This is a genomic window from Rhizobium viscosum (assembly GCF_014873945.1).
Lineage (GTDB): Bacteria > Pseudomonadota > Alphaproteobacteria > Rhizobiales > Rhizobiaceae > Rhizobium > Rhizobium viscosum.
Genome location: NZ_JADBEC010000002.1, coordinates 2,225,609 through 2,251,287, shown reverse-complemented (window position 1 = coordinate 2,251,287; position 25,679 = coordinate 2,225,609). Strand labels below are relative to the sequence as shown.

22 protein-coding genes are annotated in these 25,679 nt (G+C 60.4%); 15 read left to right on the top strand and 7 right to left on the bottom strand.

Annotation, left to right across the window (positions count from 1 at the left end; all coding sequences use genetic code 11):
- Positions 1-4: 4 nt before the first annotated feature.
- From cyoC to H4W29_RS31260, 3 genes are read left to right on the top strand one after another with little or no spacing between them, the layout of a single operon-like run.
- Complete coding sequence (gene cyoC / locus H4W29_RS31270) at positions 5-625, top strand: cytochrome o ubiquinol oxidase subunit III (RefSeq protein WP_007822614.1); 621 nt, start codon at positions 5-7, stop codon at positions 623-625.
- Entirely contained in the window at positions 622-1,023 is a 402-nt protein-coding gene (cyoD, locus tag H4W29_RS31265) for a cytochrome o ubiquinol oxidase subunit IV (RefSeq protein ID WP_192732626.1), read from the top strand. The genes cyoC and cyoD overlap by 4 nt, the downstream gene beginning before the upstream one ends.
- Before the next feature lie 46 nt (positions 1,024-1,069).
- Positions 1,070-1,828: an SURF1 family protein gene (locus H4W29_RS31260; RefSeq protein ID WP_192732625.1), complete on the top strand. Its 759-nt coding sequence runs from the start codon at positions 1,070-1,072 to the stop codon at positions 1,826-1,828.
- 8 nt (positions 1,829-1,836) lie between these two features.
- Here the strand turns inward: H4W29_RS31260 and H4W29_RS31255 are convergent, their stop codons facing one another.
- From H4W29_RS31255 to H4W29_RS31245, 3 genes are all read right to left on the bottom strand, one after another.
- Entirely contained in the window at positions 1,837-3,759 is a 1,923-nt protein-coding gene (locus H4W29_RS31255; protein WP_192732624.1) for a hybrid sensor histidine kinase/response regulator, read from the bottom strand.
- A gap of 78 nt (positions 3,760-3,837) precedes the next feature.
- Positions 3,838-5,244: an FAD/NAD(P)-binding protein gene (locus H4W29_RS31250; RefSeq protein WP_192732623.1), complete on the bottom strand. Its 1,407-nt coding sequence runs from the start codon at positions 5,242-5,244 to the stop codon at positions 3,838-3,840.
- Between the two features lie 276 nt (positions 5,245-5,520).
- Entirely contained in the window at positions 5,521-6,390 is an 870-nt protein-coding gene (locus H4W29_RS31245; protein ID WP_192732622.1) for an aldose 1-epimerase family protein, read from the bottom strand.
- A 312-nt stretch (positions 6,391-6,702) separates the two neighbouring features.
- Here H4W29_RS31245 and H4W29_RS31240 point away from each other — a divergent pair, with 312 nt between their 5' ends.
- The 6 genes from H4W29_RS31240 (at position 6,703) to H4W29_RS31215 (ending at position 13,336) form a co-directional block, all read left to right on the top strand.
- The gene (locus H4W29_RS31240) at positions 6,703-8,556 is read left to right on the top strand and encodes an ABC transporter ATP-binding protein (protein ID WP_192732621.1); all 1,854 of its coding nucleotides are present in this window, start codon (positions 6,703-6,705) and stop codon (positions 8,554-8,556) included.
- 24 nt (positions 8,557-8,580) lie between these two features.
- Positions 8,581-10,476, top strand: a complete 1,896-nt coding sequence (locus H4W29_RS31235; protein ID WP_192732620.1) for an ABC transporter ATP-binding protein — start codon at positions 8,581-8,583, stop codon at positions 10,474-10,476.
- Between the two features lie 190 nt (positions 10,477-10,666).
- On the top strand, positions 10,667-10,972 hold the full coding sequence (locus tag H4W29_RS31230; RefSeq protein WP_192732619.1) for a hypothetical protein: 306 nt from the start codon (positions 10,667-10,669) through the stop codon (positions 10,970-10,972).
- Between the two features lie 236 nt (positions 10,973-11,208).
- A complete protein-coding gene (locus H4W29_RS31225) occupies positions 11,209-11,454 on the top strand; it encodes a hypothetical protein (protein WP_192732618.1) in 246 nt (81 codons plus the stop codon).
- Positions 11,455-11,464: 10 nt separating this feature from the next.
- A complete protein-coding gene (locus tag H4W29_RS31220) occupies positions 11,465-12,505 on the top strand; it encodes a LacI family DNA-binding transcriptional regulator (RefSeq protein ID WP_192732617.1) in 1,041 nt (346 codons plus the stop codon).
- Positions 12,506-12,625: 120 nt separating this feature from the next.
- A complete protein-coding gene (locus H4W29_RS31215) occupies positions 12,626-13,336 on the top strand; it encodes an inositol monophosphatase family protein (RefSeq protein ID WP_246517516.1) in 711 nt (236 codons plus the stop codon).
- Between the two features lie 6 nt (positions 13,337-13,342).
- Here H4W29_RS31215 and H4W29_RS31210 read toward each other — a convergent pair whose 3' ends face one another.
- A complete protein-coding gene (locus tag H4W29_RS31210; RefSeq protein ID WP_192732616.1) occupies positions 13,343-14,275 on the bottom strand; it encodes a LysR family transcriptional regulator in 933 nt (310 codons plus the stop codon).
- A 111-nt stretch (positions 14,276-14,386) separates the two neighbouring features.
- On the opposite strand from H4W29_RS31210, the gene H4W29_RS31205 reads away from it, so the two are divergent.
- The 3 genes from H4W29_RS31205 to H4W29_RS31195 all read left to right on the top strand — a co-directional run bounded on the left by H4W29_RS31205 (position 14,387) and on the right by H4W29_RS31195 (position 17,916).
- Entirely contained in the window at positions 14,387-15,547 is a 1,161-nt protein-coding gene (locus H4W29_RS31205) for an FAD-dependent monooxygenase (RefSeq protein WP_192732615.1), read from the top strand.
- A gap of 12 nt (positions 15,548-15,559) precedes the next feature.
- Positions 15,560-16,396, top strand: a complete 837-nt coding sequence (locus H4W29_RS31200) for an alpha/beta fold hydrolase (RefSeq protein WP_192732614.1) — start codon at positions 15,560-15,562, stop codon at positions 16,394-16,396.
- 62 nt (positions 16,397-16,458) lie between these two features.
- Positions 16,459-17,916 (top strand): MFS transporter, encoded by a 1,458-nt coding sequence (locus H4W29_RS31195; protein WP_192732613.1) that lies wholly within the window; start codon positions 16,459-16,461, stop codon positions 17,914-17,916.
- Positions 17,917-17,992: 76 nt separating this feature from the next.
- Here the strand turns inward: H4W29_RS31195 and H4W29_RS31190 are convergent, their stop codons facing one another.
- The gene (locus H4W29_RS31190; RefSeq protein ID WP_192732612.1) at positions 17,993-19,285 is read right to left on the bottom strand and encodes an MFS transporter; all 1,293 of its coding nucleotides are present in this window, start codon (positions 19,283-19,285) and stop codon (positions 17,993-17,995) included.
- Between the two features lie 174 nt (positions 19,286-19,459).
- On the opposite strand from H4W29_RS31190, the gene H4W29_RS31185 reads away from it, so the two are divergent.
- Positions 19,460-20,725, top strand: coding sequence for a glycerate kinase type-2 family protein (locus tag H4W29_RS31185; protein ID WP_192732611.1), 1,266 nt, complete (start codon positions 19,460-19,462; stop codon positions 20,723-20,725).
- A gap of 36 nt (positions 20,726-20,761) precedes the next feature.
- Here the strand turns inward: H4W29_RS31185 and H4W29_RS31180 are convergent, their stop codons facing one another.
- Positions 20,762-21,619, bottom strand: a complete 858-nt coding sequence (locus tag H4W29_RS31180; protein WP_192732610.1) for an urea carboxylase-associated family protein — start codon at positions 21,617-21,619, stop codon at positions 20,762-20,764.
- Between the two features lie 145 nt (positions 21,620-21,764).
- On the opposite strand from H4W29_RS31180, the gene H4W29_RS31175 reads away from it, so the two are divergent.
- Positions 21,765-22,631, top strand: a complete 867-nt coding sequence (locus H4W29_RS31175) for a LysR substrate-binding domain-containing protein (protein WP_192732609.1) — start codon at positions 21,765-21,767, stop codon at positions 22,629-22,631.
- Between the two features lie 14 nt (positions 22,632-22,645).
- On the opposite strand, the gene H4W29_RS31170 is transcribed toward H4W29_RS31175, so the two are convergent.
- On the bottom strand, positions 22,646-24,211 hold the full coding sequence (locus tag H4W29_RS31170; RefSeq protein WP_344750615.1) for a diguanylate cyclase domain-containing protein: 1,566 nt from the start codon (positions 24,209-24,211) through the stop codon (positions 22,646-22,648).
- Between the two features lie 430 nt (positions 24,212-24,641).
- On the opposite strand from H4W29_RS31170, the gene H4W29_RS31165 reads away from it, so the two are divergent.
- On the top strand, positions 24,642-25,667 hold the full coding sequence (locus H4W29_RS31165) for an ABC transporter substrate-binding protein (protein ID WP_192732607.1): 1,026 nt from the start codon (positions 24,642-24,644) through the stop codon (positions 25,665-25,667).
- The last annotated feature ends 12 nt before the right edge of the window (positions 25,668-25,679 follow it).

Below are 25,679 nucleotides of genomic sequence, written 5' to 3'. Positions count from 1 at the left end.
GACCATGAGCGATCATACTATCGACACGGCCGAAAAGCCTGAATTCTATCTCACGGAAGACCATCATCCGGAAAACAGCACCAATCTGGGCTTCTGGCTCTATCTGATGAGCGACAGCCTGATCTTCTCGGTGTTGTTTGCCACCCATGCCGTGCTCGGCCGCAGCTATGCGGCCGGTCCGTCGCCGGCTGATCTGTTCGATCTGCCGCTGGTTGCCATCAACACCTCGATGCTGCTGCTTTCCTCCATCACCTATGGTTTTGCGATGCTGCAGATGGAGCGAAACGCAAAGGCGGAAACGCTGTTCTGGCTGGCAGTGACCGGCCTTTTCGGCGCGGCCTTCCTCGGCCTCGAGCTTTACGAGTTCGTACACCTCATCCACGAGGGCGCCGGTCCGCAGCGCAGCGCCTTCCTGTCGTCTTTCTTCACGCTGGTCGGTACGCACGGTCTGCACGTCACCTTCGGCATCATCTGGCTGATCACGCTTATGGTGCAGGTTTCCATGCATGGCCTGCATGAAGCCAACCGCCGCCGCCTGATGTGCCTTTCCATGTTCTGGCACTTCCTCGATGTCGTCTGGATCGGCGTCTTTTCCTTCGTTTACCTGATGGGAGTTCTCGGATGAGTTCGCAAGCACCCGCACATGAGGATGCCCACGAGGCTCACCACGGCCACAGCCATGGGCATCAGGCCGGTCACGGCAGTTTCAAGAGCTACGTGACGGGCTTTATTCTGTCCGTCATCCTGACTGCCATCCCCTTCTGGCTGGTCATGGGAGAGGTCTTCGATAATCATGTCGTGACCGCCATCTTCGTGATGGTGCTCGGCGCCGTCCAGATCGTCGTTCACATGATCTTCTTCCTGCACATGAACACGAAGTCGGAAGGCGGCTGGACGATCATGGCGCTGATCTTCACGATCATCATCGTCGCGATCGCTCTCTCGGGTTCGCTCTGGGTCATGTATCATCTGAATACGAACATGATGCCGATGAGCCCTGAAATGATGAAGAACATGCCATAAAGGCTGGGGAATGGGCGGCGGCAACGCCGCCCGTTGCGGTTTATCTATGACCGATATCTCTTCCGACCAACAGGACAGGCCGCGTTCGGCCGTCACGCTTGCGATTCTTGGCATCGGCCTTCTCGCCCTCGTCGCCGCCTTGATCGCGCTCGGCACCTGGCAGGTCTATCGACTCTCCTGGAAGCTCGATCTGATCGCCCGCGTCGATGCGCGCGTTCACGCCGAGCCCGTCACCCCGCCGACTCGCGCCAACTGGGGTAAGGTCAATACCGCCGATGACGAATACCGGCGAGTGACCGCAACAGGCACCTTCGAAAACGACAAGGAAACGCTGGTCGCCGCATCAACTGCGCTCGGCGCCGGCTACTGGGTGATGACACCCCTCAGGCTCGCGGACGGCAGCGCGATATCGATCAATCGCGGCTTCGTACCGACCGACCGTCGCGCCCCGGCCTCACAATCGCAAAGTCAGATCACCGGGCTGACAACCGTCACGGGGCTGATGCGCATGACCGAGCCGAAGGGCATCTTGCTGCGCTCCAATGATCCGGCTGCCGACCGCTGGTATTCGCGCGATGTCTCAGCCATCGCCGAAAAGCGTGGTATTGTGGACGTTGCCCCCTTCTTCATCGACGCTGACGCGACACCCAATGCCGGCGGCTTGCCAGTGGGAGGGCTGACAGTCCTCGACTTCCCGAACAACCACCTTGTCTATGCGATCACTTGGTATGTGCTGGCGATCATGGTGGCGGGCCTGCTCGTCTATATTGTGCGGAACGAAGTCAGGCTTCGCAGAATCTCTTGACGAGAGATCTATTGGGCGACGCGGCTGATCGCCTCCGCAAGCTGCGCCTGGGAGAAAGGTTTGCCCAGGCGCGGTATATCGATGATGCCGGAACCCTCAGGAATCTCGGCAAAACCAGTCGCGAGGATGATCGGCATCTCCGGCCACTCGCTGCGGATTGCGAGCGCTAGCTGCGAGCCTGTCATGCGCGGCATGGCATGATCGGAGATAACGAGATCGACGTTCTCATTGCGGAGAATGTCGAGCGCTTGCGCGCCGGCCATCGCCTCGATCACAGTGTGGCCGAGATCTTCCAACATCAGCACGGTGTTCATCAGGACCAGCCCGTCATCATCGACGGCAAGAATGCGCAGCGGCCGTGAGCTTGCAGCTTCGGGCACGGATTGTTCGGGTTCTTCAACAGTGTTTTCGGCTCCTGTGAGAGGAAACCACAGTTCGGCTGTCGTGCCTTCACCGAGCCTGCTTTTCAGTATGAGCCTGCCGCCGGACTGGCCAGCGAGCCCCTGCACCATGGAAAGGCCGAGACCCGTTCCCTTGCCGACCCCCTTGGTCGTGAAGAACGGAGTCACCGCCTGTTTCAGCGTCTCTTCGTCCATGCCCTCACCATGATCGGTAACGGCGAGCCGGACATAGTGGCCCGCCGGCATGGCATCACCACCAGACACGACTTCCTCCGTGGCTTTGATCCTAATGAGCCCGCCGCCAGGCATGGCATCGCGGGCATTGACGACGAGGTTGAGGACCGCCGTCTCCAGCTGGTTCGGGTCGGTAGCGATCGTCGGCAGGTTCTCGGGAAATTCGGTTTCAAGCGAGGCGATCGGGCCAAGGGAACGTGAGACCATGTCCATCATGCCGCGCAAAAGCTCGGAAACATCGATCCTTTCGACCTGCAGCTCCTGGCGGCGGGAAAAGGCGAGCATGCGCTGAGTCAACGCCGCACCGCGCTGCGCGCCGAGTATCGCGTTGTCGACAAGCGGCGACAAAGCGAGGTCTTGCGGCATGCGTTTCTTGAGGATTTCGAGGCTGCCCAGTACCGCCATGAGCAGGTTGTTGAAATCGTGCGCGATACCGCCGGTCAATTGGCCAATCGCTTCCATCTTCTGCGCCTGGAAAAGTTCTTCGCGAGTTCGCTCCAGCGCACGCTGTGTCTCCATCTTCTCGGTAATGTCGCGGGTAATCTTGGCAAAACCGATAATTTCGCCGAAATCGTCCTTGATCACGTCGATGACGATATGAGCCCAGAAGCGCGAGCCGTCCTTTCGCACCCGCCAGCCCTCCCGTTCGAAGCGCCCGTCGCGGCTGGCGGTGGCCAGCGCTCGCTGCGGCAATCCGCCAAGGCGTTCTTCGTCGGTGTAAAAGGTGGAGAAGTGCCGGCCGATGATCTCTTCCGACGCGTAACCCTTGATGCGCTCGGCTCCGGAATTCCAACTCGCCACGTTACCCTCGGGATCGAGCATGTAGATGGCATAATCGGAGACGCCTTGAACGAGCAGACGGAACTGTTCCTCGCTGCGCTTCAATGCGTTCTCGGCTGCCTTGCGCTCCGTCAGGTCGCGAGTAATCTTGGCAAAGCCGATCAGTTCACCGGAAGCATCGCGGATCGGATCGATGATCACATGCGCCCAGAAGCGTGTACCGTCCTTGCGCTGCCTCCAGCCTTCCCCCTCGAAGCGCCCTTCCGTCGCGGCAATCTTCAGCGCGCGGGCGGGCAATCCAGCCTCTCGATCAGCATCCAGATAAAACCTAGAAAAATGCTGACCGAGAATCTCCGAAGCGCGATAGCCCTTGAAACGCTGGGCGCCCGAATTCCAGCTGGTCACATAACCTTCAGGGCTCAGCATATAAATCGCATAGTCGGTGATCGCATCGACAAGGAGGCGGAAACGCCCTTCGCCTCGAAGAGACGCGTCATATCGATCAACGGCTTCCATCTGCCCCTCTAAACGATTCACCAGCGCAATTTAACGCCGGCTCGGGCTGATGGTTCCAAAGGAAACGACGATTTTCCGTCAGACGGCCTGGCTTTGTGGGTAGAAGCGTTCTGCAATCCGCTCGGATGCAGCGTAGGCCTGCGTGACGATTTCGGGCACGAGATCGATATCCGGCAGGCTGCCGAGACCGAGCGGGCCGACGGCAAAAAGTCCATCGATCGAAGAGCCATCATCCAGAAATGTTTCGCCACGGGCGTTGACCGCCAATCCAAGCGCAAGCTCGTCAGGCATGGCAAGACGCGCCGCGAGCAAGCTCTGAATCAAAGGGGCGGAAAGATCGGGCGCATGGCAGCGACAATCGATGATGCGTTCGGCATGGATGACTTCTTCGCTCGACGAACCGGCCGGCGTGAAGAACAGGCCGCTGAGACCTCGACGCCCGGCGCGGCCGCGCCTGAGCACAGTACGGCCCTCGGCAAGCTCCTGCTTGAGGCGCAGATGCATCGCCTCCGGCAGGCGGTTGCGGTGACTGTCGTAGATCGCCCGCAGATGCCGGTTGAACTGACGCTTCTGGCGCGCCGGCAGCGATCGCCAGAGCGAACGGGCATGCCTGCGAAGGCCGTTCATGACCGACTGCCAGCTTCGCCCGTCCTCTTCCGCTTCGCGGCAGGCTTGGCGGATAAAGCTGACGATGTCAGGCAGGCTTTGCGGTAACGCCTCGGCCGGGAAAACCGGATCGGCGGAGTTCGGCGTATGACTCTGCGGCAGGAAACCGTGCCGCGAAATAATCGTTACCTGGCCGGTATAACCGGCATCGCGAAGCTGCAGCAATTGGTCCACGACCCTGATACCGCTGCCGAGCAGAACCGTATGCGGCCGAGCGACGAGGCGCTGTGCCCTCACCGGTGGAATCTCCTGCTCCTCGGCCTCAGGTCGAGGCAGGCCGTAGCCTGTCGCGAGGATCACGGTATCGAACAGCGGGTTGGAGGGATTGGCGCTTTCAAGCAGAAATCGGCTGCCGTGGCTCCTGCGGATTGCCACGACCGGATCATGGCAGACCTGAACGGTGATGTCCCGGCGAGCGGCGAGTGCTTCGGAAAAGCGCTGGTAGACGTAATCGCTGAAGATTTCCCTGGGTACGAAGATCTGTCGGAAGCCGGGGATTGCTGCCGGCACGGCGGCGCGGAATTCAGCGTTGCTACAGAGCCAGTCGTTGAAATCGTCGGGATCGCCGAGCGAAACGGAGAGATCACGGACACGCGTATTGAGGATAGTCGAGGACCTTGCTGACGCCAACGCCTGGCCGCCGTTGACCGTGGAGTTCGGATCGAAAAGCTGGAGGTGGAATGGCGCGCGCACGGTGCGCATCAGCGCCACCGCCATCATCATGCCGGAAAAGCCGCGGCCGACGATCGCAATGCGCGGCACGGCTGAAATCTGCGCCGCCGCATTCGCCTTGCCGGAAAAAAGTCCCTGAACCGTCATCTCAACTCCCTTGCGGCTCATCCGCACGTGTCTCGATCAAGGTTTCAACGCAGAACATCTGAAGCCCTGCGTTGGGCAGGTTCATGCGGCCATGCAAAAAGTTCGCCGCCAAATCGGGTTCCGTTCGGAACCATTACAGGCTGGAGAAGGCATTCTCGGCCGACCCCATAGTCTATTAAGCTAGTCGTGTATGAAAGCGTGAAAAGCGCATGGTGACAAGAAGTTTATTTTACCACCTGCCCAACACACTGATCCAAAACGGAAAACGCGTCCAGCCTATGCGAGGATTTCGGCGGTGAAGGAAAATCGCGCCGTTTCGCCGGCTGCAAGCACCTTTGTATAGGGGCGGCCCTCAAGATCGTCCGGACCGCCATTTTCGGCGGCCGTGCCGTGCCAGGGCTCGATGCAGAGAAAGGGAGCACCGGGCTTGGTCCAGAGCGCCAGGTTGGGCAGGTTTTCGAAGCTGAAATGCATGGACGGACCGCCTTCAGCCTCGTAACGCAGGCCAGGGCCTGCGCCTTCCGGGAAGATCATCGCATCCTGCTCGAACATAGAATGGTCGACCACCAGGCTGCCGGACTTGAAGGGCGAAGCGAGTTTCTTCGGCGAGATCAGACCACCCTCGAGCCTGACGAGCGCCGGCTCCGCGCCATTGTCCAGCGTGACGGTATGCGGCTTGTTCTCAGCACCCGGCAGCGGCCAGCGGAAAGCCGTATGGAAGCCGAGGCCGAAAGGCATCGGCCTGCTGTCACGGTTGGTGACTTCGGCGGCAACGGTCAGAGCCCGGCCTTCAACGCTATGGATGACGGCCAGCAGGAAATCGAAGGGATAGACCGCCTTCGTGGCCTCCGAAGCGGCAAGCTCGTAGCGGCAGCTCGCTTCGGACGAGGATGCCAGCGTAAATTCACTGCGACGGGCAAAGCCGTGCTGGGCCATCGGTGCGCTGTGACCGTCAACCTTTAGAATGTCATTCGGCGCCTTGCCGACCATTGGAAACAGGATCGGCGAACGACCTGTCCAAAAGGCGGCATCCCCGTTCCAGACCCAGGAGCCGCCGTCGCTCGATGTCAGCGCTTGCATTTCGGCGCCGAGCGAGGAAACGTCGACAGTGAGAAACTGATTTGCGATCCGGACCGTGGATGACATCGAACGCCCTCTTCGTGCTGGTTGGCGAGCGGACCATACATGCCCGGCACATGGATTTCTACCGGCGATGCGCCGCTTCGGGACTTTCGTTTTCCGGCAGAAAAATGCGCCTGCTGCGTGCAGTCGGCAAGCCTTAACGGTAGCGTTACCGGCCAACACGAGGAAGGCTCACGTAAAAATAACCAACTGGTGAATTCTTTACTTGAACCCCCTGTCGGAATCGGCAAATGTGGGTGTGCTATCAATCCCTTCATGGATTTGCCGTCTTTCCGGGCCACTTGGTCCGAGCACACATCTATTGGAAAAAATACCGTGAGCAGCGATGCGTCTCTACGCGCGACGAAGCCTTCGGCTTCGATGGCGCTTGCAACCGCGGCAGGGTGGGGCAAGGGCCTCTACACACTGTTCCGTATCACCGTCATGGCCTTCCGGCATCCCTGGCAAGCCGGCCTTGCCATCGGCGCTACCCTGATCGCCTCCACCTTCCAGCTACTGATCCCCCGCCTGCTCGGCCAGGCGGTCGACCATACGCAGGTGGCGCTTCATGGCGGCACGCTCGGGCAGCAGGCGCAAGACGCGTTGTTGACAACGGCGCTGCTGCTGCTCGGAGCCAGCGTGCTGCGCGGCATCTTCACGATGATCCAGAACTACTACAGCGAAGCGGTCGGCCACCACATGGGCTACGAACTGCGCCTCGCCTGCTACGAAAAGATCCAGCGCCTCTCCTTCTCCTTCCATGACAGCGTGCATTCGGGCGATCTGATCACGGTCGGCCTGCTCGATCTGGAAGGCGTGCGCATGTATTTCTCGACCGCCCTCGTGCGTGTCTTCCTGCTTTCCATGCTGATCGGCATCGGCGCCTATATGCTTCTGACCACGGACGTCGTGCTCGGCCTGCTGGCGCTTTCCTTCGTGCCTTTTGTCGGCTGGCGCTCCTCGGTCACCCAGCTTCGCCTGCGCGCCACCTGGCTCGACCTGCAGCAGCGGTTGTCGGTGCTGACGCGCATAATGGAGGAAAATCTCGGCGGCATCCGCGTCGTGCGCGCTTTTGCGGCCCAGGACCACGAGCTGTCGAAGTTCGACGAAGCCTCGAAGAATGCGCTGGAACTTGCCCACCAGCGTGTCGGCATCCGTGTCATCAATACCAGCGCCATGACCTTTTCCTTCTTCGTGGCCATGGGGCTGGTGCTGTGGGTCGGCGGCGGCAAGGTGCACTCCGGCGAGATCACCGTTGGTACGCTGGCCTCGTTCCTCACTTTCATGACCATCCTGCAGATGCCGGTGCGCCAGCTTGGCCTGATGGTCAACGCCTTCGCCCGTGCTTCGACCTGCGGAACGCGCCTCTTTGACCTTCTGGATCTCGAAATCGCAGTGCGCGACGCGCCGGATGCGAAGGAGTTGAAGGTAACGGACGGCACGCTGCGCTTCGAGAATGTCAGCTTCGCCTATCCAAGCTCGCCGATGCACGAAGTACTGCACGACGTGAGCTTCGAGGCAAAGCGCGGTGAGACGATCGGCATCGTCGGCCCGCCCGGCAGCGGCAAGTCGACGCTCGCCCACCTGATCCCCCGTTTTTATGACACGACCGGCGGCAAGGTCACCATTGACGGGCAGGATATCCGTAAGGCCACGCTTCAGTCGCTGCGCCGCTCCGTCGCCGTCGTGCAGCAGGATTCCTTCCTGTTCACCACGACGATCGAAAACAATATCGCCTATGGCGACCCTTGGGCCAAGGAAGGCCGCATTGAGCGCGCCAGCGAAAGCGCGCAGTTGCACAACTACGTGCTCGGCCTGCCGACCGGCTACGGCACGGTTGTCGGCGAACGCGGCGTATCGCTCTCCGGCGGCCAGCGTCAAAGGCTTTCGATCGCCCGCGCGCTGATGCTCAAACCTGCCGTGATGGTGTTCGACGATTCGACTGCAGCAATCGATGCGGCAACCGAGCAGCGCATCCGCAGTGCCATGCGCCGCTATGCCGCCGACCGCGTGACGATCATCGTCGCCCATCGCCTGAGCTCGCTGATGCATGCCGACAAGATTTTCTTCATCGAGGATGGCCGCATCGTCGAGCAGGGCACACATGACGAGCTCCTGGCGCTCGGCGGCCGATACAGGGCACTTTACGATTTGCAGGTGCGACCGGGCGACGACGCTTTGAGCGCGTAAGAAACCGGCGCAGGAGGAAACAAGATGGCCGAGGAACTTGAAACCGAGCGTCCGGACGTTCGCGAGGATGGCAGACGCCCGCCAAGGGCAGTCGTCGGCTCGCAGCGTGTCGAAGAGGAAATCTTCGGCAAGGTCTTCGATTCCAATATCGTCAAGCGTATCTGGGCCTTCGTGCATCCCTACCGGCGTGATGTCATCCTGTCGGTGATTTCGGTGCTGGTCTTCACCGGCATGCAGCTTCTCATTCCACTGATCATCCGCTACGCCATCGACCATGGCATGCAGCCGGACGACAACGGCTCAGCACTGACCTTAGCGATCGTCGCCTTCCTGATTGCCATCCTCATCAACTACGGGGCCAGTTATTTTCAGGAAACGCTGGTCGGCGGCGTGGCGGAAAACGTGCTCTTCGATATTCGCAAGGCGATGTTCTCCCACCTCCAGCGCGTCTCTCTCTCCTTCATGGACAAGACCGAGGTCGGCCGGCTGATGTCGCGCCTGCAGGGCGACGTCAACTCGATGCAGGAATTTCTGGAAACCTGCGTGCTGTCCGTCGGCGATATCTTCCTGCTCTTCGGCATCGTCTTCGTGATGCTCTATCTCGATTTCAAACTCGGCCTGCTGACGCTGTCCGTGCTGCCTGTGCTCTTCGTCGTGCGCCTTTTCTGGCTGCCACTCGCCCGCAAATCCTTCATGGCGGCTCATGAGACGAACTCGGTGGCGAACGGCGCGCTTGCCGAAGCGATCCATGGCGTGCGCGCCGTCCAGAGCATGGACCGGCAGGAGGTCAACTTCACGCTTTACGATGACAAGGCGCACGCCAACCTGCTGACGCATCTGACCGCGGCCCGTTACGCGCAGATCATGGTGCCGATCGTCGATACGCTGACCGGCATCGCCATGGCGCTCGTCATCGTCGTCGGCGGTGCGCGCGTGTTGAATCAGGCGCTCGACGTCGGTGTGCTCGTCGCCTTTCTCTTCTATATCCAGCGCTTCTTCGACCCTATCCGCTCGCTGACACTCCAATATTCGGTCATGCAGCGCGCCATGGCCTCGGGCCAGCGGCTAACCGACGTGCTCGACGTGCCGATCGAAATCAAGGATGCGCCGGATGCCAAGGTGCTCTCGCCCGACATGGACGGCTCCGTCGAATTCCGCGATGTCGTCTTCGGCTATAATCCCAAGCATCCGGTACTCAAGCATGTGAGCTTCAGGGTCAATCCCGGCGAGACGGTCGCCCTTGTCGGCCCGACCGGTTCAGGCAAATCGAGCTGCATGTCGCTGATCCACCGCTTCTACGAGGTGCAGCAGGGACAGGTCGTCGTCGGCGGCCATGACGTGCGCGAGCTGACACAGGATTCGCTTGGCCAGCAGATCGCCATGGTGCTGCAGGAGCCCTTCCTCTTCACGGGCACGGTTTTCGAAAACATCCGCTATCACAAGACGGAAGCCACCCGCGAGCAGGTGATCGAGGCTGCCAAGGCCGTCGGCGCGCATGATTTCATCATGCGCTTGCCCCAGGGCTACGACAGCATGCTCGGCGAGCGTGGCGGCAATCTTTCGCTCGGCCAGCGCCAGCTTCTCTCCTTTGCCCGCGCTCTGGTGGCCGACGCCAAGATCCTCGTGCTCGACGAGGCGACGGCCAATATCGACAGCTATACCGAAATGCTGATCCAGAAGGCGCTGGTGAAGCTACTCGAAAACCGCACCGGCCTCGTCATCGCCCACCGTCTGGCAACGATCCGCGAAGCCGATCGCATCATCGTGCTGCAGAATGGCGAGATCGTCGAAAGCGGCAATCACCAGCAGCTCATGAAAAACGGCAAGCTTTACTCGAAGCTCTATAACCTCAATTACGCTTCCTTCGACGATATTCCCGAGGACGTGCTGGAAGAAACGGTGACGGAATCGGCGACCTGATACCGGCAGTTGCGATTGCGCGTTTGATCCGCCGAATTCGCGCTGAGGATTTCAGTGCAAAATATAAATTGAGGCCTTACGCGCCGTTTCTTGGCGGGCTTGCCTCAAAAGGTGCAAGATTTGAACGAACAAACGCCGCCGTGGAGCATTTCATGTTCTATAGGGGCGATTTGCGACTAAGGAGAATGTTATGAAGAGAATTGTTAGCAGTCTGCTGATTGCGACGGCCCTTGTGGGCTCGGCTATTCAGCCTGCTGCCGCACGCGACCATCATCACCACGACAATACCGGCCGTGCCATTGCCGGCGGCCTGGCAGCGGGTGTTGTCGGTGGCCTGATTGGTGGCGCCATCGTCAACGGCGGTCCTCGCTATGTCGATGGCCCGCGCTACTATGATGCAGGGCCGCCGCCGCCGCGGTGCTGGTACGAGGATCGTGATGTCCGCAACCGCTATGACGGCGGCTATCATACTGAAACCGTGCGGGTCTGCGATTAACGGCTTCGACGATCACTTGATGCACTAAAGCGGCGTTGACCTGATCCCCGATATCGCCGCTGCCTCTCGCCCCCTCAGCCGGGATTGCAGCCGCAATCCCGGCTATACTCGCCAGAAATTGCCGACGGTATCAGTTGCGGCTCGTTCTGCTCAGCCGGAAAAATCTCTCATCTGTCATTCGTCTGCAAAGAATCGCCGTTAGGTGGTCGGCCTGGGCAATTGCACGGCTGTGCCACATGATTGCACCTGTGCAATGGGCAGTGAAAATGGACGGGGATGAATTCCTGAAACGACAAAACATCGTCCGCACCATCGGCGCGACCGGTGTCAACTTACTGCCATCGCTTCTCTATACATCATGTGCTGGTGGAGATTGCCAGATCGCATCACCCGTCCTTCCGCGGCTCATCGAGCACCGGTCTTCAATGTTGATCGTTGAGCGGTTCTGGAAGGCGGATATTTTGTCGCGCACCGGGCGTTGAGGGAAAACCGATGAGTGATGGTCCGGTGAATGACGACAAGGCACAGAAGAAGGAGCGCATGCGCTTCGTTAGCGCCGAACAGGTGGCGCAGCTTGCCGGCGTTTCCCGCTCGGCCGTGTCGCGCACCTTTACGCCGGGAGCAAGCGTTGCGCCTGCAACGCGCGAGAAGGTGCTGCGCGCGGCCCAGGAACTTGGCTACCACGTCAACGATCTTGCGCGCGGCGTGCTTGCTAATCAGAGCCGCCTCGTCGGCATTGTCGCCACGAAACCGGAGATCGGGTTCCGCGCCCATCTCGCCGCCGCCCTTTCCAAATTCCTGATCCAGCGCGGCAGCATTCCGATCCTCATCAACACCGGCCAGACCGAGGATGAATTGCTGGCCGCCCAGAAGATGCTGATCGGCCATCGCGCCGAGGCAATCATCATCCTGTCGGGCTCGCCGCCTGCCAGATTCTTCGAGCTTGCCCAGCGTAATGGCCAGCCGCTCATCGTCATCGGCCGTTCCGAACCGGATGCAGACCATGTGCGCGCCGGCAATTCAGAGGCCTCCCGCAAGGCGGCGACAGTGTTCTTCGAGACCGGACGGCGCAGGCTGGCGGTTGCCGGTTCCAACACCGGTACGCCGAGCATTATCGAGCGCGAAAGTGCCTTTCTGTCGACGGCGGAAAGGCTCGGCGCGGAGGTCTTCGTCGGCCGTGGCGCGGATTCGGACTATGAGAGCGGCATCACCGCAGGCCGGGCGCTGTTTTCGAATTCTGTACGCCCCGACGCCGTCTATTGCGCCAACGACCAGATCGCCTTCGGGCTGATGGATTACGCGCGACAGGAGGTGAAGCTGCGGATTCCGGAGGATGTTGCCATCATCGGTTTCGACGACGTTCCCGAAGCGGCCTGGCTCAGCTATCAGCTAACTACCTTCCGCCAGGACCCGCTCGTCATGGCAATGCGCGCCGTCGAACTGATGGAACGGCGCCTGGCAAATCCGGACTTGCAGCCGGGCTATGAACGGGTCATTCCAGAACTCATCATCCGCCAGAGCTTCAGACCCTGATTCCCTTCGAAAGTATCCCATGCATTGCGAATTTCCTGATGATGCCCGCTTCGTCCTTGCCAGGGACGTGATCCTCGATGCGGCGGGAAGGCGCTCTCCTACTTCTCCGATCTCTCATCATTGGAAACTGGCCACAAGCTGAACGGCCAGGATGTGGTCAGCCAAGCCGACAAGGCCGTGGAGGTAATGATCCGTGACCGCATCACCGTCGCCTTTCCTGATGACGGCGTGCTCGGTGAGGAGGAAGGGCTGGCGGAAGGTCCCTCGGGCTACCTCTGGATCGTAGACCCCATCGATGGTACGAGCTGCTTCGTGCACGGCATCGACCAGTGGTGCATCTCGATCGCCGTCATGAAGGGTGATGAGACCGTGCTCGGCCTTATCTGCCAACCGACATCGGGCGATCTTTTCGTGGCGAGGAAAGGCGAAGGCGCCTTTCTGAATGGCAAGGCGATCAGCGTCGACAAGGCCACCAGCATCGGCACCGGGCTTCTCGGTGTCGGCGCCAATTTTCGCATTCCGCTGAAACAGGTGTCAGTCTTCATCCAACTTCTGCTGGAGGCGGGCGGCATGTTCATCCGCAACGGCTCCGGCGCGCTCATGCTGGCGCAGGTCGCCTGCGGCCGGCTCGCCGGCTATTATGAGCCGCATATCAACGCCTGGGACTGCATGGCCGGGCTCTTAATGATCCGCGAAGCCGGCGGCTGGACTGAAGCCTTCCCCAGCAAGGGCACCCTTTTGACCGGCGGGCCTGTGATCGCCGCAGCGCCCGGTGTGAAAAGCGACGTCCTGACACTTGTCAGCCGCTCTCTGCAGGATGAATTGGCCTAAAACCTGCTACGTTGTTCGCCCAGCCTCACCGCTCCCGGATGAGCTGAATGCAATCTTCTCCGTCAGATCGACGAAATTGCGGATGAGGGCAAGCCGCGCATCGGCACGGTGGGCGACATAAAGCGGCAGGGGTGGGAGTTCGCCAGGCAATAGCGGCCGATAGACCACAGATTCCTGATGAAGTACCCGCATGGACGCCGGCACCACCGTCAGGCCGCGCCCACCGGCCACCAGATTGATGGCAGCGATGATCCGAGAAACCTCATCGACGATCCGCGGTGCAACACCGGCAGTACGGAAGGTTTCGGCAAGCCGTTCGAATATGCCAGGCCCATCTGTGCGCCGATAGACGACCATGTCGACGCCGTGGAGCATATCGAGCGTCATGGGTTTATCTTCCGGCTCCGCATAGGGATGGCTGCGCGGGACTGCGACCAGCATGTCCTCTTCGGACAGAGCCCGTGCCGTCAGATCGGGAAAACGCTTCGCATCGATGTGCAGCAGCGCAACGTCGATGCGCTGCTGCTGGAGGGCCAGAATCAGCTCATAGGTCTCGCTCTCCTCGACCACGATTTCGGCAAGCGGAAAGACCTGGCGAAACCGCTGGAGGAACTGCGGCGCAAGCACATGTAAAGAAGCCGAGCTCGTAAAACCGACCGACAGCCGGCCGCTTTCACCCTGATTGAAACGCCGCACATTGTCGACTGCCAATTGTGCCCTTCTCAGGATATCGCGCGCCTCTTCCAGGAAGAGTTCGCCCGAACTGTTCAGCGCAACTCGGCGCGGAGAGCGGTCGAACAATTGAACGCCGAGCTCATATTCAAGATCGCGGATCTGCTGACCGAGGGGCGGCTGTTGAATATGCAGACGCTCGGCGGCGCGGTTAAAGCTCCCCTCCTCGGCAACGGCCACGAAATATCTGAGATGCCTGAGCTCCATCGGATAGCCTAGAACCTTTTGAGTTTAAGTGTTGAACAATATAAATATTTTACATGCTGATGTCACGCTTCTAGGCTCCTCCCAACTTGACTGACACACGGAGGAGATGACATGGCCAAGAGCAAACCGAAGATCGCAATCATTGGCGCCGGTATGGGCGGGCTTGCCGCCGCGGCGACGCTGCGCAAGGTCGGTATCGACGTCCAGGTCTACGAACAGGCACCGAAATTCGCACGCGTCGGTGCCGGCATTCAGATGCTGCCCAATTCGTCACATGTGCTGCGCGGCATCGGCGTTCTAGACCGTCTCAAGAAGATTGCGTTTGAACCCTATTCCCACCTCAACCGCGTCTGGGACACTGGCGAGATCAAGCGTGAACTGCCGATGCCCGAAAGCCTCTATGGCGCACCGTTCCTCTGCATGCATCGTGCCGACCTGCACGAAGCGCTTTATTCGGTGCTCCCGCCTGAAATCGTCCATCTCGGCAAGAAACTCGTCGGCCTGGATCAGAAGAACGGCGGTGTCAGCCTTTCCTTCGCCGATGGCAGCAAGGTCGAAGCGGATGCGGTCATCGCCGCTGATGGCGTTCACTCGCTGGTGCGCGAAATCATCGTCGGTCCTGACGCACCGCTGCACAAGGGGCGCATCGCCTACCGCGCAGTCTTCGACGCCAGCCTGATGAACGGTGGCAAGATCGCGCCGTCCCGAACGAAATGGTGGGGCGTCGACCGGCATATCGTCATCTACTATACGGCGGCAGACCGCAGTTCGCTCTATTTCGTCACCAGCGTTCCCGAGTCTGCCGACTGGATGACTGCCGAATCCTGGTCGGCAAAGGGCGATGTCAAGGAATTGAGAGCCGCCTATGAAGGCTTCCATCCGGAAGTGCAGATGGTGCTCAACGCCTGCCCGGATTGCCACAAATGGGCAATTCTCGAGCGCGAACCTCTGCCGCGCTGGAGCGACGGCCGTGTGGCACTTCTGGGGGACGCCTGCCATCCGATGACGCCTTATATGGCGCAGGGGGCGGCAACCTCGATCGAGGACGCTGCCGTGCTCGCACGCTGCCTCGAAGCCGTCGACAATGGCGACATCGAAGGCGCTTTCCGCCGCTACGAGGCGAACCGCAAGCCGCGCACCTCGCGCATTCAGGCAATCTCCAGCGCCAATACGTGGATGTCCGGCGGCAACGACGATACGACCTGGCTCTATGGTTATGACGCCTGGAACGTACCGCTCGTCGGTGAAAACGATCTGGCCATGGCCGGCTGATTGGAACAACAGATGTTGCAGCAAGAAACCCGTGACATGGACGGTCACTACGAATTCGTGACCGTCTCGGATGAAGCGACGATCGCCTTCCGGCGATATGGCACGCCCGGAAAACCGCGCCTGCTGCTGATCCATTCGCTCGCCCTTGACGGCAGCATCTGGACGGACGTCATCTCCGGCCTGCAGAGCCAGGCGGAGATCATCTGCATCGACTGCCGGGGGCATGGCTGGAGCAGCCGCGCGCCCCTTTCCTACGCAATCGAACGCTACGCCGATGACGTCGCTGAGGTTCTGGACAAGGCCGGCTGGGAGCGGGCGGTCATTGCCGGCTGCTCCATGGGCGGCTGCATTACGCAGGCTTTTGCTGCTCGCCACCCAAAACGAATTTCGGCAATGACCCTCATCGATACCACGGCCTGGTATGGGGAAAAGGCTCCTCAGGAATGGCGGGTACGGGCCGCGAAAGCGCGGGCCGAAGGCCTCGCCTCGATGGCTGCCTTCCAGGCGACCCGCTGGTTCGGTGATCGTTTCAGGGCGGAAAATCCGCGCAAGATCCAGGAGATGATGGAGATCTTTGTCCGCAACGATCTCGATGCCTACGAGGCGACCTGCATCATGCTCGGCGATGCCGATCTTCGCAATGCGCTTTCCGGCTTTCATTTCCCGGTTTCCGTCGTTGTCGGCGAAGAAGACTATGCGACACCGGTCGAGAGTGCACGCCAGCTTGCAGAGGCAATCCCCGGGGCGTCCCTGACGATCCTGCCGGGCGCCCGACATCTGACACCGATTGAATGCAGCGATGTTGTCGCGGAAGTGATCGGCAAGATGATTGAAGCTGCCGCCCAGTAGGGCGAAGCTGGCGGCAGGGGGTGCCGCCGGCCCGTTTAACCGTGCTGATCTGGGAGGATGATATGCACGATAGCAATAGCATGCTGGCTGCCGGCTCTGCCGCAGGCGAGGTTTCACAAGACGTCCCGCAGCAGACGCGATTGGCTGGCCGCGCCGCGGCTTTGACCGCGCGTTTCGAAGCGATCCCCTTTACACCCTGGCATCGTCGGGCGCGTATCATCATGGGCAGCGCCACATTCCTCGACGCCTTTGACGCGCTTTCGCTGGCCTTTGTTCTGCCGATCCTGATCAATCTCTGGGCGCTGACGCCAGCTCAGATCGGCTGGATGATCGCGGCAAGTTATATTGGCCAGCTCGTCGGCGCCCTTCTCTTCAGCCGCCTTGCGGAAACGCTCGGCCGCGTTCACATGGCCGCATCCGCCACTGCACTGATGTCGGTCATGAGCCTCACCTGTATATTGGCCGGCAATTTCCAGATGCTGTTCATTTGCCGTTTGATCCAGGGCATCGGCGTGGGTGGCGAAATGCCCGTTGCGGCCGCCTATATCAGCGAGCTCCTGCGCGCCAAGGGGCGCGGACGCAACTTCATGCTCTATGAGCTGATCTTTCCGGTCGGGCTGATGGTGACGGGACAGGTCGGCACATTGATCGTCCCGGCCTTTGGCTGGAAATCACTGTTCCTGCTTGGCGGTATTCCAGGCCTGCTGATCGCCTATCTGCTCTACAGACTGCCGGAATCGCCACGCTGGCTGATCGGTCAGGGCCGGCTCGACGAGGCGGAAAACATCATCCGCCAGGCGGAAGACAGCGCGAGGCGTAGGGATCCGAATTACACGTTCGACGACCGCGCCTATAATGAAGCGACCCTGGCGCTTGGGGGGCAGGTCCAGGCTGCACCCAGGGTGCGAAACCGTTGGCGCGAACTTCTGTCGCCGACCTTCCGTGTCCGCACCATCGTCGCCTGGATCCTCTGGGCAAGCTCGTTCTTCGTGGCCAACAGCCTGAACAACTGGATGCCGACACTCTATCACACCGTCTATTCGCTGGAACTCGGCAGCGCGCTCAGGGCAGCCTCGATGACCAATGTCGCGCAGGTCGTCATCCTGCTTGCCTGCGCCTTTTGTATCGACCGTATCGGGAGGCGCACCTGGGCCGTCGTCTCTTTCCTTGTCGGCGCCGTTCTTCTGGCTGCGCTTGCCGCTGGTGGTGCGAACAGCCTCTGGTCACTCATTCTGCTGGCAACACTTGCCTATGGCGTCGTCGGCTCCGTCAACGCCGTGCTTTACCTCTATACGCCGGAAATCTACCCGACGCGTATGCGCGCGGTCGGAACGGGCCTTGCGACGTCGTGGCTGCGCATCGCCTCGGCTGTCGGTCCGACGACGGTCGGCTACATGGTCGGCGCACAGGGCATCAAGTCGGTCTTCATCATGTTCGGGATCGTCGCCGTGATCGGCGCGCTTGCCGCAACGCAGATGATCGAGACCGGCGGCCGCAAACTCGAGGACATTTCCTCCTAACCCATGCCCGTCCGGCAGCCTCCCATGGAAGAAGCCCCAGTACCTTTGGTGCCGGGGCTTCTCCATTTCCAAGATCTCAGATGCCGCGTGGCACGGCGTCATGCTCCTTGCGCGCGATGATCATCGCGACCGCAAAGACGAGCAGTGCGCCGGCAGCAAGGCAGACAGCCAGGAAGAACATCGGCGCAATCGTACTTCCGGTTTCGTCCTTGATCCAGGGCACGACGTTCTGAGCAACGAAGCCGCCGAGATTGCCGACAGAATTGATGGCTGCAAGGCCCGCCGCAGCCCCCGCGCCCTTGAGGAAACGGGATGGCAGACTCCAGAAGACCGGCTGTGGCGCGAAGATGCCGGCCGCGGCGACGCAGAGGAAGATGAACTGCAGCGTATTGTTCGGAACAAGCGCCGAGAGCAGCAGGCAGGCCGCACCGATGAAGGCAGGAATGACGATATAAGGCGTTTTCGCCTTCGCCTTGTCGGCGGCAGCCGGCACTGCCCAGAGCGCAATCGCCACCAGTATCCACGGGATGATGTTGAGAAGGCCGTTCACGGTGTTGCTGACGCCGAAGGCCTTCACGATGGTCGGCAGCCAGTAGCTGAGGCCATAGGCGGCGAGCGGAAAGGCGATGTAGCAGAGCGCCATCAACAGGACGCGGGGGTCGACGAGCGCCTTGAAGCCGTTTTCGGCATTGTGATCCATGCCGGAATTTTCCGATGCGAGACGGTTCGCCAGCCAGCTCTTCTCCTCCTTGCTGAGGAAACTCGCATTTTCGGGCCGGTCATAGAGATAGAAGAAGGTAACGACACCGGCAATGACGGCCGGAATGCCTGTCGCCAGGAAAACCCATTGCCAGCCGGCATGGCCGAGGAAACCATCGAGATCGAGCAGCATGCCTCCGACAGGTGCGCCGACGGCATTGGCAAGCGCACTGAAGATCATGAAGAGACCCACCATGCGGCCGCGATAATCTGCGGGAAACCAGAGCGTTAAAAGATAGAGCACGCCCGGAAAGAAGCCTGCCTCGCAGACGCCGAGCAGAAAACGCAGGACATAGAACATTGTCGCGTTCTGCGTATAGGAGAGCAGGATGGTGACGATGCCCCAGGATACGAGAATGCGGGCGAACCAGACGCGCGCGCCGAACCTGTCGAGGAACAGGTTGCTCGGTACTTCGAAGAGGAAATAGCCGATGAAAAAGAGCGAGGCACCGAGGCCATAGGCATATTCGCTCATACCGAGCGCACCGACCATTTCCAGCTTGGCGAAACTGACGTTCTGACGATCGATATAGGCAATAAGATAAAGGATTCCGAGGAATGGCATGAGCCGCCAGGTGATCTTCGAGATCAACTGCTGTTCGTTGATCATTGCAAATTCTCCAAATGATTGTTGTTTTTCTCACCAATAGATAGCCGCATCCGGACGATTATCAATCACACCGAACGGATGGGGACGGCTCTTCCATTGACAAGCGATATGTCGACGGTCATCGCTAAAGGAGCGGAAGCCCCCTCTTCTGCCTGTGTCTCCAGAGAGATCATCATGACCCTGTCCTCACCCCGCGATTTTCTGACCAGTCTGTTTTCCGCAGCCGTACGCGCGGCCGATCCGCTGACCGGCATCACTGCACATCTGCCGGAAAAACCGGATGGCAGGACGGTCGTGATCGGCGCCGGCAAGGGTGCTGCGCAGATGGCCCGCGCGCTGGAAAGCGTGTGGGACGGGCCGCTCGAAGGCGTGGTCGTCACCCGCTACGGCTATGGCTGTGAAACGGACAATATCGAGATCATCGAAGCCGCCCATCCAGTGCCAGATGCCGCCGGCCTTGCCGCGTCCAGACGGCTGATCGATACCGTCGCCGGATTAAGCGAGGATGACCTCGTGATTGCACTGATCTGTGGCGGCGGCTCGGCGCTGCTGCCGTCTCCGCCTGAAGGACTGACGCTGCAGGACGAGATTCTGCTCAACGAGTTGCTGCTTGCTTCGGGCGCGCCGATCTCGGCCATGAACGTCGTGCGCAAGCATCTCTCGACGATCAAGGGCGGACGGCTGGCGGCTGCGACCAAGGCCCGCGTCGTCAGCCTCATCGTCTCGGACATTCCCGGCGACAATCCCGCTCACGTCGCTTCCGGCCCGACCGTTCCCGACGGCTCGACCCGGCATGATGCGCTTCAAATTATCCAGCAATACAGCCTCAAGCTGCCGCAGGCGGCCATCGATCATCTGAACTCCCCGAAGGCCGATGCGCCCCAGCCGGGCAATCCGGTCTTCGCCCGCCACGAGCACCACATCATCGCTTCGGCCGGCGTGTCGCTCGAGGCAGCTGCCGAATTCGCCCGCTCGCAGGGCATCACACCGGCGATCCTGTCGGATTCCGTTGAAGGGGAATCGCGCGACGTGGCGCTGGTACACGCGGCAATCGCGCGCGAGGTTGCCGGCCGCGACCGGCCTTTCACGAAACCCGCCGTCATCCTCTCCGGCGGCGAGACGACCGTGACGTTGCGCGCCAAGGGCGGCAAGGGAGGACGCAACGGCGAATTCGCGCTCGCCTTGGCACTGGCAATCGACGGCTATGGTGCCATTCACGCGCTTGCGGCCGACACTGACGGTATTGACGGTTCAGAAAACAATGCCGGCGCCTTTGCCGACGGGGGCACCGTCAAGCGGCTGCGCGCCGCCGGGCGCGACCCGCGCCATGTGCTCGACGCCAACGACAGCTATTCCGGCTTCAAGGCGATCGGCGACCTCTTCGAAACCGGTCCGACCGGCACCAATGTTAATGATTTCAGGGCAATCCTGATCGTCTGACCGCTCCTCTACAACTGAGCCGCCAGGCTTACCGACTTACCGATGCGTCCTGGGATAGGAATTTGGCGCCGGCGGCGTCCAATTGGCGAGTGTCGCTGGATCGGGCTTCCATATCTCGACCTTCAAAGGATAGCAGGCGGCCGCATCACTGGAATGGCTTGCGCCGCAATCACCACCCGGGCATGCCGAAAGGGCGCCAAGAAGATCGATCTCTGCAAAGAACTCGATAAAATCTCCCGGCCGCACCGGGCTCGCCTTCATGAAATACTGGTGCGTGTCCCGGGTGAAGCCGGTGCACATGAAGACGTTGAGGACGTCATGCACGTGCATTTCCGCTTGCTCAAGCGGCATGCCGCTCTCGGCCGCAAGCGCCCGCGTCAGGTTCGAATGGCAGCAGTGATGGTAATCGCTACCCTTCAACAATCGGTTCGTATAGGGATCGCAGCGCGTGCCGATGACATCATGAATGCCGGCGCCATCATCATCCCACCCGTACCAGCCGAGGCTGTCATAGGTGATCGTTGCCATAGGACGCAGGTAGGGCAGCGTACTCCAGAGACGATCGCCGACACCGACATGGGTTGCGTGCAATGCTCGTGTCTTGCCACTGAAAAACCGTTCGGAAAGGTCTGTAGCGTTCCAGAGATTGAGGTCACCGACCTGTGGGCCGTCGATACTGACGATGCGAAAGAAATGCCCCTGCGGAACGTGAAAGCTGCCTGCCTCGCGCGGCGGCACGATCACCTCGCTGACCTTCGTCAGCGTTTGGCGGACGGCCTCGAGCAGACCGAGATCGGCGGACGGCAATGTTTCGACGGGATAGACGACCACGGGCGGTGCTGACCGCCGCTCGGCTGCGTCAGAAGGAATGCGCACGATCGACTGCTTCGACATCCTGATATTTCCGCTCCGCTGGCGGTCTTGGGGTGCTGCACCCGGCGACGCGCAATAATTCGCCGGGCACTCTTAGCGAGGCTGCACCATTGGGCAACCGAGATGATTCTTGCCCTCTGGGCAAGTTTTGCTTAGTCATCTCGACATGAGAAACCTCCCCCTCGCATCACTGCGGGCATTCGAAGCCGCCGCACGCCACGAAAGCTTCGTCAGGGCGGCTGCCGAACTGAACCTGAAGCCTGCCGGCATCAGTCAGCATGTGAAGGCAATGGAGACTTGGCTCCGCATCCCCCTGTTTCGGCGTCATAGCCGCGGCGTGACGCTGACAGCCGCCGGCAGGGAATTCGGCGTGGCCGTCACGCATGCGTTGGCGCATATCGAAGTCGCCGCTGGGCAGTTGAGGCTGGAAGCCAACAGCCGTCCGGTCAGCGTTGCATGCATTCCCTCCATGGCGGTGCGATGGCTCATTCCGCAGCTGCCGAGGCTGAGAATTGCCTTCCCTGAAATCAGGATCAACATCGTCTATGCGCTGGATGCGAGGACGCCCGAAGCGGCAGGTGCCGATCTCCTCGTCTGCCACGGCGTGCGGCCGGGTTCCGGTGCCATCAAGCTCCTTGATGCCGAGACCAGACCAACCTGTTCGGCGGAATTCCTCGCCCGGCATGGCCCCTTTCACAAGCCAGCCGACCTGCTTTCCTGCGAAATCCTGCATGACGAGACGACCGATGCCTGGGCGCGCTGGCTGTCAGGCGCTGGCATCCATTCCGCGCCGAAGGCCGGACCTATTTTTGCCGACTTCAATCTCATGATCGGCTCGTTGATCAGTGGCCAGGGTATCGGCCTTTGCCCGACCGCGCTGATCGCTGAAGAGATCGCGGCAGGTTCGCTTGTTTCCCTCTTCGAGCGGGCTTCCGATATGGACAAGGCTTACTGGCTCATCGAGGCAAAGGGCCTCTCGCGCGAGGCAAAAACGCTTCGTGATTGGCTGCTTGCGGCAAAACAGGAGAACTGACGAGCCAATCAGGCCTAGGCCCGCTTCGGAATAGGCAGATCCAGAGGTGTCATACGCCAGGTGTTGCGGCCATCGGCCTTGGCACGATAGAGCGCCCGGTCCGCCTCCTGCATGAGCGCTTCGCTGTCCACTCCGTCAACCGCGGCAATGCCGATGCTCACACCGAGACGGATGGCAAGACCATTGATGGCAAAAGGCTGTTCGAAGGCGTCGATACAGCGCTCGGCAAGATCAATCGCTTCGGCTCTTTCTCCCCTCATCAGGATTGCGAATTCATCGCCGCCGAGGCGGGCGACCAGATGGCCCCGCGCATGCATCTGCAGCCGGTTGGCGACATTTTTCAACACTTCATCGCCAGCAGCATGGCCAAACGTATCGTTGACGGGCTTGAACCCATCCAGATCCAGGCAGCAGATGATGACCTTTTCCCGATCCTCCGATGCAAGGGCTTTTTCGAGCGCTTTATAGAATTGCATCCTGTTCGGCAGGCCTGTGAGAATATCGTGATGTGCCAAACGATTGGCTTCAGCCTCGGCAAGAATTCTGTCGCTGACGTCGGCCACGGTGAGCAGCAACCGACGCTCGGCCCCCTCGTGGAGCTGCCGGACATAGATCAGCACGTGGCGCTCCGATCCGTCCAGCGTCCTCTGTCGCCAGATCGTTCGTGCATCACGGTCGCCGTCGAGATGAAGGAGGATCTTCTCGAATGCCTGGAGTTCGCCGTCGACATGCATGTCGCAGGCTCGCTTCGACAGTAGCGTCGCGGGGTGGAAACCATAGAAATCAACGGCCGCCCGGTTGGCCTGAAGGATGGCGAGGCTCTCGCCGTCGCACAAAAGCATGGGCATGGGATTGGCGTCGAACAATTGGCGAAGCCAGTCTTCCCGCTGCTTGAGGCCGGTAATATCAATGCGCATGCCGATGGCGCCGCCATCGGGCGTGCGCCGGTCGTCGTGGCGCAGCCACCGGCCGTCCTGCAACTGCTGTTCCTCCTGCGAAACCGGCTGACGGAATTTCTGCATGCGGGCGCGGAACCAGGCTTCCTTATCCTCGACGCGCTCTCGCATCCTGTCGCCGGCGAGACTGGTCCTCAAAATATCCTCGAACGCGGCACCGGGCCTCAGGTGCTCGGCTATGTCGGCATAAAGCTCGGCATATTTCTGGTTCCAAAGAACATAGCGGTCATTGGCGTCGAACACACAGACCGCCTCCGGCAGCATCTCGATGACATAGCGCAGACGCAGATTGGCCTCGCGCGCCGCGTAACCTGCCGGACGTTCGTCATCGACAGGCTCGAGGAAAGCAGCCGTGACCGTCTCTGTGCCCGCGGGCCAGTTCACGACCTGTACCCGGCATAATCTACGATCACCGGAACGATCGCTGATGAAAGCGGTGGAAACGCCTGAGAGCAACGGCCATTCCGGCATCAGTTCGGTAATATCCAGTCCGGCAGGCTGATTTTCGAGAAGTAGGAGATGCCCGGCTTCGGCATTGACAAAGATGACGCGGCCAGCGGTGTCGAGGACGAGCACCGCCATCGGACACGCCTCCAGGAATGCAAGGATCTCGGCACCAAGCATCGTCAGCCCAACCGTTAAGTCGCTTCAGCAGATATTTCGGATGTGACTTTAACAGCGGAACGTAAAGGAATGTAACCAAGTCTCAGAGTGCGAGAATTTCATAGCCGACCCGAAGCAAGACAAGGTTTCTCGAAGGTTAAGAGACGATCCGGCTGCAATGTTCCACGACGAGACGGCCTGGGAGTTGCATAGGGCTTCACTGTTCTGACTGCGATCTGATCACGATGTCGGGCCGCGTCTTCTCGCCCAAGCAGGAAATCGCCGTATCCTCACCAAACAACGCGCGAGTCTGCCGCGCCTGCACAATTGGTAGGATTTTTCACGAACAGGCGAACGAAAGAAATAAATAGTCTATAGATTTTATGGAGAATTCAGCACCCTTCCCGTCATCGCTTCCTGACATTGCAACCTCAAACGGGAAACATCAACGATGACATTGGCAAAAACACTGGGAACGGCTGTGCTCGGCCTCATCTCCCTTGGCATGTTCAGCAACGTGGCATCTGCCGAGACGAGTGCGCCGCTGCTCGACAAAGTGCCGCCCGGGACGGTTCTGACGATCGGTGATCCGGTGACGCAGAAGGCTCTCGAGGTTTCCGGCCTCGTCAAGGAACTAACCTTCGAGGTCAAATGGGCAAATCTCAGCGGCGGCCCGCAGACCTCCGAAGCCTTCCGTGCGCATGCACTTGATGTCGGCTCCGTAGCCGAAATCCCGTCGATCTTTGCGACCTGGAACAATCTGCCCGTGCGCAACATCGCCTATCGCGAACGGAAGGACCCGATTGCCAATCCAATCTACCGTTTCGGCATCGCGCCTGGCGTCGATGTCAAGTCGCTCGCGGATTTCCGCGGCAAGCGCATCGCGTTCAGTCCCGGCCAGGCTCAGGGTACACTCGTGCTTCGTGCGCTTCATGCCGCAGGCCTGACGAAGAAAGACGCCACACTGGTCGAACTGCCGAGCACCGGCGATGTCTATCCGAAGGCGCTCGCCAGCAAGCAGGTCGATATCGCGCCGCTCGGCGGCGTCAATATCCGCCGCTACATCAGCCAATATGGCTCCGATGGCGCGAGCCTGATCGGGCACGGCCTTCGTGACGACCCCGCCCATCTCTATGCACCGCAATGGGTTCTGGACGATCCGGCAAAGGCAGCCGCCCTTGCCGAATATGTCCGCCTCTGGGCACGGGCAACCGAATGGGTCGATCAGAATCCCGAGATCTGGATCAAGGAATATTACATCGGCCAGCAGGGCCTGAGCCGCGAGGATGCCGAATTTCTCGTCAAACTCTCGGGCACCCAAGTCATCCCGGATAGCTGGGCGGACGTAAAGAAACGCCATCAGGAAACCATCAACCTCTTGGCTGAAGAGCTTGGCTACAAGCCCTTCGACGTCGAACAGATCTTCGACAACCGCTTCGAAAAAATCGCTGCAAGCGCTCTGCCAAGAAGCCAGTGATCGCGCCTGCCG